This is a genomic window from Actinosynnema sp. NPDC091369 (genome assembly GCF_044757065.1).
Lineage (GTDB): Bacteria > Actinomycetota > Actinomycetes > Mycobacteriales > Pseudonocardiaceae > Actinosynnema.
The window spans coordinates 1,224,326-1,238,869 of record NZ_JBIVUG010000001.1 but is presented as its reverse complement, the minus strand read 5'-3'; the positions used below and the strand labels follow the sequence as shown (position 1 = coordinate 1,238,869).

At 71.6% G+C, this 14,544-nt stretch carries 14 protein-coding genes; 2 read left to right on the top strand and 12 right to left on the bottom strand.

All coding sequences use genetic code 11. The features are described 5' to 3' along the window. Positions 1-67: 67 nt before the first annotated feature. The 3 genes from ACIQMJ_RS06075 to clpB form a co-directional block, all read right to left on the bottom strand. On the bottom strand, positions 68-847 hold the full coding sequence (locus ACIQMJ_RS06075) for an SDR family NAD(P)-dependent oxidoreductase (protein WP_499759854.1): 780 nt from the start codon (positions 845-847) through the stop codon (positions 68-70). Continuing rightward, entirely contained in the window at positions 844-1,539 is a 696-nt protein-coding gene (locus ACIQMJ_RS06070) for a TtfA family protein (protein ID WP_499759853.1), read from the bottom strand. Before ACIQMJ_RS06070 ends, ACIQMJ_RS06075 begins: the two co-directional genes overlap by 4 nt. Before the next feature lie 455 nt (positions 1,540-1,994). Next, entirely contained in the window at positions 1,995-4,577 is a 2,583-nt protein-coding gene (clpB, locus tag ACIQMJ_RS06065; RefSeq protein WP_499759852.1) for an ATP-dependent chaperone ClpB, read from the bottom strand. A gap of 183 nt (positions 4,578-4,760) precedes the next feature. Between clpB and ACIQMJ_RS06060 the strand changes: the two genes are divergently transcribed. Continuing rightward, complete coding sequence (locus ACIQMJ_RS06060; protein ID WP_499759851.1) at positions 4,761-5,141, top strand: VOC family protein; 381 nt, start codon at positions 4,761-4,763, stop codon at positions 5,139-5,141. A gap of 511 nt (positions 5,142-5,652) precedes the next feature. Beyond that, positions 5,653-6,756, top strand: a complete 1,104-nt coding sequence (locus ACIQMJ_RS06055) for an FAD-binding oxidoreductase (RefSeq protein ID WP_499760259.1) — start codon at positions 5,653-5,655, stop codon at positions 6,754-6,756. A gap of 60 nt (positions 6,757-6,816) precedes the next feature. Here the strand turns inward: ACIQMJ_RS06055 and ACIQMJ_RS06050 are convergent, their stop codons facing one another. From ACIQMJ_RS06050 to ACIQMJ_RS06010, 9 genes are all read right to left on the bottom strand, one after another. Continuing rightward, entirely contained in the window at positions 6,817-7,494 is a 678-nt protein-coding gene (locus ACIQMJ_RS06050; protein ID WP_499759850.1) for an alpha/beta fold hydrolase, read from the bottom strand. A gap of 206 nt (positions 7,495-7,700) precedes the next feature. Beyond that, the gene (locus ACIQMJ_RS06045; RefSeq protein ID WP_499759849.1) at positions 7,701-8,129 is read right to left on the bottom strand and encodes a heat shock protein transcriptional repressor HspR; all 429 of its coding nucleotides are present in this window, start codon (positions 8,127-8,129) and stop codon (positions 7,701-7,703) included. Further along, a complete protein-coding gene (gene dnaJ, locus ACIQMJ_RS06040; protein WP_499759848.1) occupies positions 8,126-9,295 on the bottom strand; it encodes a molecular chaperone DnaJ in 1,170 nt (389 codons plus the stop codon). The genes ACIQMJ_RS06045 and dnaJ overlap by 4 nt, the downstream gene beginning before the upstream one ends. Before the next feature lie 18 nt (positions 9,296-9,313). Next, positions 9,314-10,003, bottom strand: coding sequence for a nucleotide exchange factor GrpE (gene grpE, locus ACIQMJ_RS06035; protein WP_499759847.1), 690 nt, complete (start codon positions 10,001-10,003; stop codon positions 9,314-9,316). Then, positions 10,000-11,853 carry a molecular chaperone DnaK gene (gene dnaK / locus ACIQMJ_RS06030; RefSeq protein ID WP_499759846.1) on the bottom strand — a complete coding sequence of 618 codons (1,854 nt, stop codon included), beginning with the start codon at positions 11,851-11,853 and terminating at the stop codon, positions 10,000-10,002. The genes grpE and dnaK overlap by 4 nt, the downstream gene beginning before the upstream one ends. Positions 11,854-12,105: 252 nt before the next feature. Further along, on the bottom strand, positions 12,106-12,894 hold the full coding sequence (locus ACIQMJ_RS06025) for a DUF4097 family beta strand repeat-containing protein (RefSeq protein WP_499759845.1): 789 nt from the start codon (positions 12,892-12,894) through the stop codon (positions 12,106-12,108). A 138-nt stretch (positions 12,895-13,032) separates the two neighbouring features. Beyond that, positions 13,033-13,602, bottom strand: a complete 570-nt coding sequence (locus ACIQMJ_RS06020; RefSeq protein ID WP_499759844.1) for a hypothetical protein — start codon at positions 13,600-13,602, stop codon at positions 13,033-13,035. A 23-nt stretch (positions 13,603-13,625) separates the two neighbouring features. Then, positions 13,626-14,159 carry a TetR/AcrR family transcriptional regulator gene (locus tag ACIQMJ_RS06015; protein ID WP_499759843.1) on the bottom strand — a complete coding sequence of 178 codons (534 nt, stop codon included), beginning with the start codon at positions 14,157-14,159 and terminating at the stop codon, positions 13,626-13,628. Then, on the bottom strand, positions 14,146-14,478 hold the full coding sequence (locus tag ACIQMJ_RS06010; protein ID WP_499759842.1) for a DMT family transporter: 333 nt from the start codon (positions 14,476-14,478) through the stop codon (positions 14,146-14,148). The genes ACIQMJ_RS06015 and ACIQMJ_RS06010 overlap by 14 nt, the downstream gene beginning before the upstream one ends. Positions 14,479-14,544 lie beyond the last annotated feature (66 nt).

Genomic DNA, 14,544 nt, shown 5'->3' with positions numbered 1-14,544 from the left:
ACGGTTCCTCCCTGTTCCAACTAGTGGAGTGGGACGGACCGGACCGGGTTCAGGTTCCCGGCAGTTCTCAGGTGCGACCCCGTCCGCCCGCGACGCGGGAGGCTATCCGCCTGACCAGCGCGCGCGGAACCAACCGGGCGAACAACGTGATGGCTTTGTACTGCGTGCCCGGCACGGACAGCACCTTGCCCGCGCGCAGGTCGGCGAGGCACTCGTGCACCACCTGGTCGGCGTCGAGGTAGAGCAGGTCGGGTGTCTTGGACATGTCGATCCGCGCCCGCTGGTGGAACTCGGTGCGCACGAAACCCGGGCACAGCGCCAGCACGCGCACGCCCGTGCCCGCCGTGGCCATCGCCATGCCCTCGGAGAACGACGTCACCCACGCCTTGTCCGCGCTGTAGGTCGTGCCGCGGCCGGGCAGGAAGCCCGCGACGCTGGACACGTTGACCACCGCGCCGCGCCCGCGCGCCACCATCCCGGGCAGCGCCGCGCGGGTCAGCCGCAGCACGCTCGTCACGTTCACGTCGAGCTGGGACTGCAGTTCGAGCGGGTCGGCGGTGAAGAACTCGGTCGAGATCGCGAAGCCCGCGTTGTTGACCAGCAGGTCGACCTCGCGCTCGGCGAGGAAGTCGGCGACCTCGGCCCGGCCCGCGTCGGTGGCCAGGTCGGCGGGCAGCACCTCGGCCGTGATGCCGTGGGCGGCGCGCAGCTTGGCCGCCGTCTCCTCCAGGCGCCGCTCGTCGCGGGCGACGAGCACCAGGTCGTGCCCCTCGGCGGCGAGCCTGCGGGCGAACGCGGCGCCGATGCCCGACGACGCGCCCGTCACCAGGGCGGTCGGCGGCGTCACGGCTTGCGCCCGAACTGCGGGCGGTGGACCTCGCCACCGGCGTCGGCCTCGGGGTCGGCCTCGAACGGGTCGATCACGTCGGCGAGCTCGCCGAGGTCGCGCAGCAGCCGTTCCAGCCGGGCGGGGGTCGAGTTGGGCGGCGCGGCGGCGAGCACCCAGTCGTCCTCCAGCCAGACCACGGTGACGTCGCCGCCGATCTCCTCGGCCGCGTCGACCAGGTCGGGGGTGATGAGCTTGCGGGCGGCGGGCAGCTCGCTGACGAACGCGTACCGCGAGCCGACCGGTCCGAGCAGGTCGGGCATCTGGTCGCGCTGGAACGGCACGCTGGGCAGCCACAGCTCGACGACCACCGACAACGCCCGGCGGCAGCGCACGCCGACCAGGACGGAGTTGACCTTGCCGTTGGTCTCGTGGTCGAGCACGTAGACCTGGCGGCGGCCGTCGGCGGTGAAGGTGGAGCCCGCGACGACGTCCTTGGCGACGCCCGCGCCGTAGTAGGCGATCGCGCCGCTCTCCCAGCGGGTGGGCAGCACGTGGTCGGTCTCCTCGAACTGCCAGCCGCGCAACGCCGCCCAGCGGCGACGTTCGCGGTTACGCGCGGTTCGCTGCGCCCGGTCGGTCGCGAGCAGGGCGAACCCCGCGACGCCCGCTACCGCGGCGACGGTGAACCAGACCCACGCCGGTATGCCCACGGTGCGAGAGTAGCGGGCGGCGGTGAACAAACGAAGATCACTTGGGGCGTGGTTCGCGCAAACGGATCAAGCTGTTACCCGGATCGCGGGTCGCACCCGCCGGCGACCGCGACCCGCCGGACGACCACGGGGCCGGACTTATCCACAGGCCACAGCGTTGTCCACAGGCCGGGCCCGGGCACACCCCGGCTGTCGGTCCTCGCCGGCAGAGTAAAAACAGGGGTCCCCCGGTCGGGGACCCCTGCGTAGCCGGTTCGACACGTGGGACTCGACACGCGGGTGCGACACGCGGGGCGTGCCGCCGGCGGCCACCTCCTTGGTCGGACGATGACCGACGGCACCGACGACGACACCGACGACGCGGCGTGCGCCCGGCGAGCCCGGAGGGCCGTCGAGCGCAGGCCGCGCCGCCAGGAGGCCCGTCAGAACCGAGGCCCGTCAGGACCGCGGGCCCGTCAGGACCGGCCGACGATCAGGCCCGAGTGGTCGTCCAGCACCTCGACCTTCACCGTGTCCCCGTCCCGCACCTCGCCCGCCAGCAGCTCCTTCGCCAACTGGTCGCCGATGGACGACTGCACGAGCCGCCGCAGCGGCCGGGCCCCGTACACCGGGTCGAAGCCGTTGAGCGCCAGCCACTCGCGCGCCGCCGGGGTGACCTCCAGGGTCAGCCGCCGCTGCGCCAGCCGCCGCCCGAGCCGGTCCACCTGGATGTCCACGATGGACGTCAGCTCCTCGGTCGCCAGCGAGTGGAACACCACGACGTCGTCCAACCGGTTGAGGAACTCCGGCTTGAAGTGCGTCCGCACGATCGACATCACGGCGTCGTTGCGCTGCGGGTCGTCCAGGGTGGCGTCCGCGATGAAGTGCGACCCGAGGTTCGAGGTCAGCACCAGGATCGTGTTGCGGAAGTCCACCGTGCGGCCCTGACCGTCGGTCAACCGGCCGTCGTCGAGCACCTGGAGCAGCACGTCGAACACGTCCGGGTGAGCCTTCTCGACCTCGTCCAGCAGCACCACCGAGTACGGGCGGCGGCGGACCGACTCGGTGAGCTGGCCGCCCTGGTCGTAGCCGACGTAGCCGGGGGGAGCGCCGACCAGGCGGGCCACCGAGTGCTTCTCGGAGTACTCGCTCATGTCGATGCGGATCATCGCCCGCTCGTCGTCGAACAGGAACTCCGCCAGCGCCTTGGCCAGCTCGGTCTTGCCGACGCCGGTCGGGCCGAGGAACAGGAACGACCCGGTCGGCCGGTCCGGGTCGGCCACGCCCGCGCGGGTGCGCCGGACCGCGTCCGACACGACCCGCACCGCCTCGGCCTGCCCGACCACGCGCCTGGCCAGCTCGTCCTCCATGCGCAGCAGCTTCGCCGTCTCGCCCTCGAGCAGCCGGCCCGCCGGGATGCCCGTCCACGCGGAGACCACGTCGGCCACGTCGTCCGGACCGACCTCCTCCTTCAGCATCACGGCCGCGTCCTGCGTGGTGCGGGTGGCTTCCTCCAGCTCCTTCTCCAACGCCGGGATGCGCCCGTACCGCAGCTCGGCGGCCCGGCCCAGGTCACCGTCCCGCTCGGCCCGCTCCGACTCGCCGCGCAGCTGCTCCAGCTGCTCCTTGAGGTCGCGGACCTTCTCGATCGAGCCCTTCTCGTTCTGCCACCGCGCGGTCAGCCCGGCCAGGTCCTCCCGCTGCTCGGCCAGCTCGGCGCGCAGCGCGGCGAGCCGTTCCACCGAGGCCGGGTCCGACTCCTTGGCCAGCGCCATCTCCTCGATCTCCAGCCGGCGCACCGCGCGCTCGACCTCGTCGATCTCGACCGGGCGCGAGTCGATCTCCATGCGCAGCCGGGACGCGGACTCGTCCACCAGGTCGATGGCCTTGTCCGGGAGGAAGCGGGCGGTGATGTACCGGTCGGACAGGGTGGCGGCGGCGACCAGCGCCGCGTCGGTGATCCGCACGCCGTGGTGCACCTCGTAGCGGTCCTTGAGGCCGCGCAGGATGCCGATCGTGTCCTCGACCGACGGCTCGCCGACGAAGACCTGCTGGAAGCGGCGCTCCAGGGCCGGGTCCTTCTCCACGTGCTCGCGGTACTCGTCCAGGGTGGTCGCGCCGACCATGCGCAGCTCGCCGCGCGCCAGCATCGGCTTGATCATGTTGCCCGCGTCCATGGCGGACTCGCCGGTCGCGCCCGCGCCCACGATCGTGTGCAGCTCGTCGATGAACGTGATGACCTGGCCCGCGGAGTCGGTGATCTCCTTGAGCACGGCCTTGAGCCGCTCCTCGAACTCGCCCCGGTACTTCGCGCCCGCGACCATCGCGCCCAGGTCGAGCGCGACGACCTTCTTGCCGCGCAGGCTCTCGGGCACGTCACCGGCCACGATGCGCTGGGCCAGGCCCTCGACGATGGCGGTCTTGCCGACGCCGGGCTCGCCGATCAGCACCGGGTTGTTCTTCGTGCGGCGCGACAGCACCTGCACCACGCGGCGGATCTCGGTGTTGCGGCCGATGACCGGGTCCAGCTCGCCCTTGCGGGCGCGTTCGGTCAGGTCGACGCCGTACTTCTCCAACGCCTGGTAGGTGCCCTCCGGGTCCGGGCTGGTGACCCGCGCGGAGCCGCGGACCTTGCCGAACGCCTCCTTGAGCCCTTCGGGGTGCGCGCCGTGGCGGCGCAGCAGGTCGGCGACCTGGCCGCCGTGGTGGGCGAGGCCGACCAGCAGGTGCTCGGTCGACACGTACTCGTCACCCATCTCGGTGGCCAGCTCCTGCGCCTTGCCCAGCACGCGGACCGCGTCGCGCGAGAACTGGGGCGCCGACACGGACGACCCGCTGGCCGCGGGCAGCGCCCTGGCCAGCTGCTCCAGCTCCTTGTGCACCTGCTTCGGGTCCGCGCCGACCGCGGACAGCAGGGGCGCGGTGAGGCCGTCGCCCTGGGCCAGGAGCGCGCCGAGGAGGTGGACCGGGCCGACGTCGGGGTTGCCCGCGATGGTCGCCGCCTGCACGGCGGCGGACACGGCCTGTTGCGTCTTCGTGGTCGGGTTGAAAGCGTCCATTCCTCACCTCGGTCGGGTGTTCGTGCGCAGGGGCCGGCGTTCCGCACAGCCATCATCCAGGTCAACGTCAGAAAAGTTGAGCCAGTTCCACTCAACCCAGTGGAAGTCGTGTGGTGTGGGCCACGGTGAGCCCCCCGGAAAAACCCTGGTGCGCCGATCGTCCCCGGCCGAGACGATCAGCGCATGACTTCCCTCGTGCAGCACATCACCGTCGACTGCAAGGACGCCTACGCGCTGGCCGGCTTCTGGAGCCAGGTCACCGGTCAGCCGATCTCCGAGAACGACTTCCCGGGCGACCCCGAAGCGCTGGTCGCGCTGCCCGAAGGGCCGGGGCTGCTGTTCATTCAGGTCCCCGAGCCCAAGTCGGTCAAGAACCGGGTGCACCTCGACCTCAAGCCGGACACCACGCGTGACGCGGAGGTGGAGCGGCTGCTCGGGCTCGGTGCCGCGCTGGTGTCCGACATGCGCCGTCCCGACGGCACGGGGTGGGTCGTGCTGGCCGACCCGGAGGGCAACGAGTTCTGCGTTGAACGCAGCGCAGCGGAGCGCGCCGAGCAGGGCTGACCACCGTCACCCACATGTCGCAGCGGGTTGTCCACACGGGCACCTGAGTTGTCCACAATCCGCAGGTGGGAATCCACAGGCGACTGCGGCCCACCGCACCGGGGCGGTCTGCCGGCCGCCACCAGGGTGAACGTCGGCCGGGAAACCCCGGGCGGGACGCCGCAGTCACGTCGCCGACGTGTCAGGTTGCGCACGTCCGCGGGGGATCGGCCGCCTGACGGTGGGCCGCAAGCGCCGGATTCGGTATATGTGGAAGGGAATGTCCACCCTTTCGCCGCAACTCCGTGCGACCGTACGTAACCGGACTGCACTCGAAGGTGGCATCAAGGAGTCAACCGGCCAGTTGGCGGGTTAGTGTCCCCTCGTCGGGGATGGAAGCTTGACGAGGACGTAGCGCCCTTGCTGGCGCCGCCAGAAACGTGGAGACTGCGCCCGGACCATGACTGCGAACGCCGTGTTGAGCCCCATCCCGAGCCCGCCACACCGCGAACCCCCTCCTGGTGTCACCGCCATGGTGCGGATGATCAGGGAGAGCTTCGCGGTGGTGGAGCCGCGCGCCGAAGAGGTAGCCAAGTTCTTCTACGGCATGCTCTTCAGCCTCGCGCCGGCGACCCGTGAGATGTTCCCCGTGAACATGGAGGTCCAGCGCAGCCGACTGCTGCGCGCCCTGGTCCACGTCGTGCAGATGGTGGACAGACCCGACGACCTCATCCCGTTCCTGCGGCAGCTGGGGCGCGACCACCGCAAGTTCGGCGTGGTGAACGTGCACTACGAGTCCGTCGGCACGGCGCTGCTCGCGGCGGTGAAGAAGTTCGCCGGGCCCGCGTGGACGCCGAAGGTCGAGATGGCCTGGGCCGAGGCGTACACGATCATGGCGCGGGCGATGCAGGAGGCGGCGGCGGCCGACGACGGCCCGGCCTACTGGCACGCGACCGTGCTGGAGCACCAGCGGGTGAGCTGGGACCTGGCGGTCGTGCGGTTGCAGCCGGACCACCCGGTCGGGTACCGGGCGGGGCAGTACGTGAGCGTCGAGACGCCGCAGCGCGCTCGGCTGTGGCGGTACTACTCGCCCGCGAACGCGCCGCGTGACGACGGCATCATCGAGTTCCACATCCGTTCGGTCGAGGGCGGGTGGGTCAGCCGGTCGATCGTCGGGCACACCCAACGGGGTGACGTGTGGCGCATCGGGCCGCCGATGGGGCGGCTGAGCGTCGACCGGAAGTCCGGGCGGGACGTGCTGATGGTCGCCGGCGGGACCGGGGTCGCGCCGATGCACGCGATCATCGACGAGATGGCGCAGTGGGGCGAGAACCCGCGGGTGCACCTGTTCATGGGTGGGCGCAGCCGCGAGGACCTGTACGACCTGGACAACCTGCAGCGGTTCGCGATGACCAACCCGTGGCTGACCGTCGTGCCGGTGCTGGAGTCGGACCCCGGTGCGCGCGGGGTCGAGCAGGGCACGCTGGCCGACGTGGTCACGCGCTACGGGGCGTGGGAGGACCGGGACGTGCTGGTGTGCGGCTCGCCGTCCATGATCCGGGCGACCGTGTCCCGCATGCTGGTCGCCGGCACCCCGCTGGACCGGATCAAGTACGACCCGTTCACCCTGGACTGACCCGCTAACCGAAACTTTCTCACGTTCGCCGATCCCACGTGCGCGTGACGTTCGCCCACGTCACGGCCGCCCGGGCCGCACCGCCCCCAGCACGGCCGCCAGCGTGTCCGGACGGCTGGTCTGCGGGCAGTGGCCGCCGTCGACCTCGATCGCGTCGACCCCGAGCCGTTCGCGCGCCGCCCGCCGCATCCACGACGGCCGCAACGTCCGGTCGTCGCGCGGCAGCACGTAGGTCGACGGCAGGTCCGGCAGCTCGTGCACCTCGCGGTACGTCGCCGCGGGGTAGAACAGGCGCACCGTCCGCAGCCCCGCCCGCACGCCCGCCAGGTCGCAGTCGTGGAACAGGAAGTACGCCGCCACCACCGGGTCCGCGGTGGGCGGCTCGGTGAGGGACCGCCACTCCGGGTTGAACATCTCGCCGGAGTCGACCGCCAGCTCGTCGGCCAGCGACACGGGCCCGGGGATCATCGCGGCCACCCAGACCAGGTGCGACGCGGCGACGGCCCGCGCGATGGCGGGCATTAGCAGGCCCGCGCCGGAGTGGCCCACCAGGACCGGGGCCAGCGCGTCGCCCGCCTGGGCGCGGACGATCGCGGCGTAGTCGACGGCGCGCAGTTCGGGGCGGTCCGTCGGCAGGTCCACGGCGACGGTGCGGTGGCCGCGTTGGCGGAGCAGGTCCTCCACCGGGCGCCACGACGCCGGCGACTGGGTGGTGCCGTGCACGAAGACGTAGTCCACGGCGTCCAGTCTGGCCCGGGTCGGGCCGGACGGCGTGGGCTGTGCGGCGGCAAGGTCGGCCGACCAGTCGAGCCGCGCAGTCGACCGGGGCAGTCAAGCGGTGGCGGACGGGGTGGTGGTCGCGGGGTGCCTCGTTCTAACCGAGGGACGGTAACAGTGTTTCCGTACATTTCCGCGCCATGTTCACCCCATTGGGCGACTCGGTTTCAGCGTCTGGAGTTCGGCTTCCAGACGACCAGCGCGGTCTCGTGGCGCACGGGGACCAGGTCGCGGCGGTACGAGGCGTGCACGGAGGCGGCGGCGTGTTCGGCGGCGGCCATGGCGGAGGCCAGTTGTTCGGTCAGTTCCTGCACCTTGGCGCGCAGGGCGCCGACCTCGTTCTCCAGCTCGATGATCCGCTTGATGCCCGCGAGGTTCACGCCCTCCTCCTGCGAGAGGCGTTGCACCTCGCGCAGCAGCACGATGTCGCGCATCGAGTACCGGCGCCCGCCGCCGGACGTGCGGCCCGGCGACACCAGGCCCAACCGGTCGTAGGCGCGGAGGGTCTGCGCGTGCAGACCCGACAGCTGGGCCGCCACGGAGATGACGAAGAACGGGGTGTCCTCGTCGGTGCCGGGCGGGAACGGGAAGCTCACACCGACCTCTTCTCCAACAGGGCGTTGAGCTCCGCGCGCGGGTCGTGCTTCGCCGTCACCGACGCGTAGTTCTCCAACGCCTCCCTGGCTGCGGCATCCATGTTGTTCGGCACCGCCACGGTCAGCGTGATCAGCAGGTCGCCGACCTGGCCGTCACGCCGGGCGATGCCCTTGCCCTTCGCCCTGAGCACACGGCCGCTGGCCGTGCCCGCGGGCACCTTCAAGGTCACCTTGCCCTCCAGCGTGGGCACGGTCAACGTGGTGCCCAGCGCCAGCTCGGGGAAGGTCACCGGCACGGTCACGGTCAGGTCGTTGCCCGACCGGCCGAAGATCGGGTGCGGGTTGACGTGCACGCGCACGAACAGGTCGCCCGCGGGCCCGTTGTTGCGGCCCGGCTCGCCCTGGCCGGCCAGCCTGATCCGCTGGCCGTCGTCCACGCCCGCCGGGATGCGGATGGTCAGCGTCCGGGTCTTCGTGCTCACGCCGTCGCCCTCGCACTCCGGGCACGGGTCGTCCACGATCCGGCCGGTGCCGCGGCAGTCCGCGCACGGCTCGGAGAACGCGAACGCGCCCTGGCTGCGGGTCACCAGGCCGGCGCCGTTGCAGTTCGGGCAGGTCCGCGGCGACGTGCCGGGACGCGCGCCGGAACCCGCGCACGTGCCGCAGGTCGCCGGGCTGGACAGGCGCATGGGCACGGTCGCGCCCTTGACGGCCTCGGTGAAGTCGATCCGGACGTCGGTCTCGACGTCCTCGCCGCGGCGCGGCCTGGTGGCCGAAGCGGACGTGCCGCCCCGGCGGTTGAACAGGCCGCCGAGCAGGTCGCCGAGCCCGCCCATGCCGCCGGGCTGCGCGCCCTGGCGGCCGAACAGGTCGCCGACGTCGAACCCGCCGCCGCCCGTGCCGAAGCCGCCGGGGAACCCGCCGCCCCCGGAGAAGAGGCGGCGGGCCTCGTCGTACTGCTTGCGCTTCGCGGTGTCCGACAGCACGCCGTACGCCTCGGACACCGCCTTGAACCGCGCCTCGGCCTTGGCGTCACCGGGGTTGGCGTCGGGGTGCAGTTCCCGCGCCAACTTCCGGTACGCCTTCTTGATCTCGTCGGCCGAGGCGTCGGAGGTGACGCCCAGCTCGCGGTAGAAGTCCTTCTCGATCCAGTCGCGAGCGCTCAACGGACGCCGCCCCCTCTCTCAGTCCTGCTGCTCTTCGACCGGCTTGTCGGCGGCCTCGTCGACGACCGGCTGCCCGGCGGCCGGTTCGTGGTCGGTCACGGCGACCAGCGCGGGCCGCAGCACGCGCTCGCCGAACCGGTAGCCGCGGCGGAGCACGGCGGTGACGGTCGGCCCGCTGACGTCCGGCGAGGTGCCGTGCTGCACGGCCTCGTGGACGGACGGGTCGAACTCCTCGCCCTCGTGCCCGAACGGCTCCAGCCCGGTGCCGTGCAGGGCGCCGACCAGCTTGTCGGCCACCGCCTTGAACGCGCCGGTGAGGTCGCCGTGCGCGCCGGCCCGCTCGATGTCGTCGAGCACGCCCAGCAGCTCGCCCGCCACCTGCGCCTTGGCCGTGGTGATCACCAGTTCCCGGTCGCGCTCGACGCGCTTGCGGTAGTTGGCGTACTCCGCGGTCAGCCGCTGGAGGTCGGCGGTCCGCTCGTCGAGCTGGGCCTTCAGCTCGACGGACGGGTCGACGGACACGGCCTGCGCCTCTTCGGGCGCCTCGGGTGCGGCGTGCTTGCCGCCGGTCTCGGGCTCGGCCGGCGCTTCGGCCGACGACGCCTCGGCGTTCTCGTCGGCCGGGGCCTGGCGCACCTCACCCGTCTCCGGGTCGACGCGCCTGCGGTCGCGCACCACCACGTGGGGCTGTTCCTCGGACTGGGTCACTTCTTCTCGTCCTCGTCGACGATCTCCGCGTCCACCACGTCGTCGGCCTTGGGGGCGTCACCGGCGGCCGTGCCACCGGCGGCACCCGCGGCGTCGGCCGTGGGGGCGGAGTTGGCGTACAGGGACTGGCCGATGGCCTGGGACTCCGTGGCGAGCTTCTCCACGGCGGCGCGGATCTTGGCGATGTCCTCGCCCTTGAGCGCCTCGGTGGTCTCGGCGACGGCCGCGGTGACCTTCTCCTTGACCTCGGCCGGGATCTTGTCCTCGTTCTCCTTGAGGACCTTCTCCGTCTGGTAGACCAGCGTCTCGGCCTGGTTGCGGACCTCGGCCTCGTCGCGGCGGCGCTTGTCCTCCTCGGCGTGCGCCTCGGCGTCCTTGATCATCCGCTCGATGTCGTCCTTCGGCAGCGCGGAGCCGCCGGTGATCGTCATCCGCTGCTCCTTGCCCGTGCCCATGTCCTTGGCGGACACGTGCACGATGCCGTTCGCGTCGATGTCGAAGGTGACCTCGATCTGCGGGACGCCGCGCGGGGCCGGGGGCAGGCCGGTCAGCTCGAACATGCCGAGCTTCTTGTTGTCCCGGGCGAACTCGCGCTCGCCCTGGAACACCTGGATCTGCACGGACGGCTGGTTGTCGTCGGCGGTGGTGAAGATCTCGGAGCGCTTGGTCGGGATCGTCGTGTTGCGCTCGATGAGCTTGGTCATCACGCCGCCCTTGGTCTCGATGCCCAAAGACAGCGGGGTGACGTCGAGCAGCAGGACGTCCTTGACCTCGCCCTTCAGCACACCGGCCTGCAGCGCCGCGCCGACCGCGACGACCTCGTCCGGGTTCACGCCCTTGTTCGGCTCACGGCCGCCGGTGAGCTCCTTGACCAGCTCGGCCACCGCGGGCATGCGGGTGGAACCGCCGACCAGCACGACGTGGTCGATGTCGCCGACGCTGATGCCGGCGTCCTTGATCACGTTGTTGAACGGCGCGCGGGTGCGCTCCAGCAGGTCGTTGGTGATGCGCTGGAACTCGGCGCGCGACAGCGTCTCGTCCATGAACAGCGGGTTCTTGTCCGCGTCCACGGTGATGTAGGGCAGGTTGATGGAGGCGTTGTTCGAGCTGGACAGCTCGATCTTGGCCTTCTCGGCGGCCTCGCGGATGCGCTGCAACGCCATCTTGTCCTTGGTCAGGTCGATGCCGTTGCTCTGCTTGAACCGCTCGACCAGCCAGTCCACGATCCGCTGGTCCCAGTCGTCGCCGCCGAGGTGGTTGTCACCGGAGGTCGCCTTGACCTCGACGACGCCCTCGGCGAGCTCCAGCAGCGAGACGTCGAACGTGCCGCCACCGAGGTCGAAGACCAGGATGGTCTGCTCCTTGTCGCCCTTGTCCAGGCCGTAGGCCAGGGCGGCGGAGGTCGGCTCGTTGACGATGCGCAGCACGTTGAGGCCCGCGATCTGGCCGGCCTCCTTGGTGGCCTGCCGCTGGGCGTCCTCGAAGTAGGCGGGGACGGTGATCACCGCGTCGGTGATCTCCTCGCCCAGGTAGGCTTCGGCGTCGCGCTTGAGCTTCATCAGCACGCGCGCGCTGATCTCCTGCGGCGTGTACTGCTTGCCGTCGATGTCGGCGGTCTTCCAGTCCGTGCCGATGTGGCGCTTGACGGACCGGATCGTCCGGTCGACGTTGGTCACCGCCTGGTTCTTGGCGGGCTGACCGGTGAGCACCTCGCCGTTCTTGGCGAAGGCCACGATGGACGGGGTGGTGCGCGACCCCTCGGAGTTGGCGATCACCGTCGGCTCGCCACCCTCGAGAACCGCGACGACGGAGTTGGTCGTCCCCAGGTCGATGCCGACCGCTCGCGCCATTGGATTCCTCCTGGTAGTGCGTCTGTGAGAGCCCCGCGTTGAGCGGTACCGGCTCAAGTTTAGCCGGCCCGGTCGGACTTGAGTCCACCCGGCTCAATCTTTCTGCCTGTCCAACGGACGGGCCGGTCCCGGTGTTCCCGTGAGGGGGTGATCCGGGACACCCGGGCCGCCCCGTGACGCGCGTCGGCCCCGGTCGGGTGACGCACGGGGCGTCACCCGACCGGGGCCGACGAGGGGGGGAGCGCCGCTTGGCTAGGCGGCCGTCCGCACGGTGATGTCGCCGCTGCTCGAGCGCAGGGTGAGCACGTCCGCGGCGTTCGGGTCGCTCTTGACCTTGATGTCCTTGTCGCCGCTGCCGGTGTCCACGTCGATCTTGTAGGCGCCCTCCGGCACGTCCACGGTCACGCTGCCGCTGCCGACCTCGGCCCGCACGGAGTTGACCGCGGTGAGCCGCACGGCGACGTCGCCGGAGGTGCTGTCGATGGTCACCGACCCGCCCATGCCGGTCAGCTTGGAGCTGCCGGAGCCGACCTTGCCGGTGAACTCGCCGCCCACGTCGGACACGGTCAGGTCGCCCGAGCTGTTGTCCACGCGCACCACGCCCGCCACGTCGCGGATCGTCGTGTCGCCGGAGCCGACCTCGACCTCGACGCTCGCGACGCTCTCGAGCCGCACGGAGCCGGACGTGTTCTCGCCGGTGATCCGGACGTCCTTGGACGGGACGGTGACCTCGTAGTCCACCGAGCAGCGGCTGCCGCAGCCGTCCAGGACCAGGGTGGTGCCCTCCACGCGGTGGGACGCGCCGCCGGGCTTCTCGGCGTCCTTGGGGTACTCGACGTGCCGGCGGACCTGGGTCTCGGTGGCGCCTTCCTTGCTGCGCACCACCACGTCGCCCGAGCCGTTCTGCAGCCGCACCTCGGTCACCTGGTCGGTCACCGAGTGCTGGTCGTCGAAGCCGTTCTGCACCAGTCGCACGCACGACGACAGCGCCAGTGCGGCGGCCACCGCCACCCCGGCCACCAACGCGATCCGCTTAACCACCGCTGCCCCCTCGGACGTCAAGGTCTGTCGACGTTCAAGTTAGGCGTACCCGGTGGCCCGTCCCACCAGGAAGACCCCCGACCGGATACGGGGGCTGTCCCTACCCCCGCGGTCAGCGATCCGTCAGCGGGAGTCAGGTCAGGCCAGGGACTCGACGACGGCGCGCAGGGCGGGCGCGGAGCGGGCCGGGTCGACCAGGAAGCGCTGCGAGGCGATGACGTGCGTCTCGGTCATCCGCTCCCACACCAGGCCCTGCACCGGCACCTCGGTGATCACCAGCCGGAACGGCCGCACGTACCGCCCGATCCGGCCCTCGACGCCGCGCACGACCTCGCCGATCGGCAACGCGCCCCGTGACGTCACGTACCGGTGGTCGTACTCGGCCGCCGCCGGGGTCAGCGCCAGCACCGCCGCCCGCAGCGCGGGCCGCACCTGGAGCGACTGGCCGGCCGGGTCAACGGGCGAGCCGCCGGGCAGCTCGGCGCGGGCGTGGTCGAGCACGTCGGCCCACCAGCCGAGCCACTCCTCGGCCGCGCCCGCCCGGTCCACCCCCGGCGGCACGACGACCGGCACCGACGGGTCCAGGCCGGGCAGCTCGGGCACGGTCTCGACCGAGAGCGCGAGCGTGTCCCGGATGAACAGGGCGGTGTTGACCGTCTGATTCGTCCCGTGCGACACCTGCCACGACTCACGACCGGCGAACCTCATGCCACCAGTGTCCCGCGCGAAGGTCATCCGCCGGGCATCAGAAGGGACACGACCGGCTCCAAATCCTCCGCCATTGGGGGGAATTCCGCGATCAGCGCCTGGATCAGCAGCCCGTCGAGGCCCGCGAGGGCCGCCCGGAGCGCCACCGGGTCGCCCGGGCCGGCGACCTCGGCCATGAGCGAGGTCCAGCGCCGCGCGGCCGGGCGCAGCTCCGGGCGGCGTGCCGCCAGCAGGTACAGCTCGTACTCGGCGAGCGTGCGCCCCCGGTGCTCGCCGGCGGCGTCCGCGATGAACCGGGCCACGGCCGCGGGCGTCAGGGGCACCTCGCGGAAGCTCGCGGCCATCCCGTCGGCCGACCAGGTGAGCGTGGCGATCAGCAGGTCGTCCAGGGTCGCGTAGTAGTAAGTGGTCGACGTCGTGGGCACGCCCGCCTCACGGGCCACGGACCGGTGGCTGACGCCCGCCACGCCGTCCCGCTCCACGACCCGCAGCGTGGCTTCCAGGATCGCCCGCCGACGCCGGTCGCCGCGGGCCCGGCGGCCGTCAGGCGGCGGCACCGCTGCCGACCTCGATGGCCACCACGCCCGCGATCACGAGCAGCAGCCCGACCACCATCGTGGCGTTCAGCGGCTCCTCGAAGACCAGCACGCCGATGCTCGCGACCGCAGCGATCCCGAAGGCGCACCAGATCGCGTACGCCACGCCGATCGGCATGCCCAGTTGCAGCACCTTGCTCAGCGCGCCGAACGCGACGAGGTACCCCACGACGACCACGACCGAGGGGATCGGCTTGGAGAAGCCCTCGGACAGCTTGAGGAACACGGTGGCGGTGACCTCGCCGATGATCGCCACGGCCGGCACCAGGTACACGAGCACGGTCCCGCCCTCAGAAAGTTGAACGTTTGTTCCACTAGTCTACCGACCGTATGCGATCTGCCACGT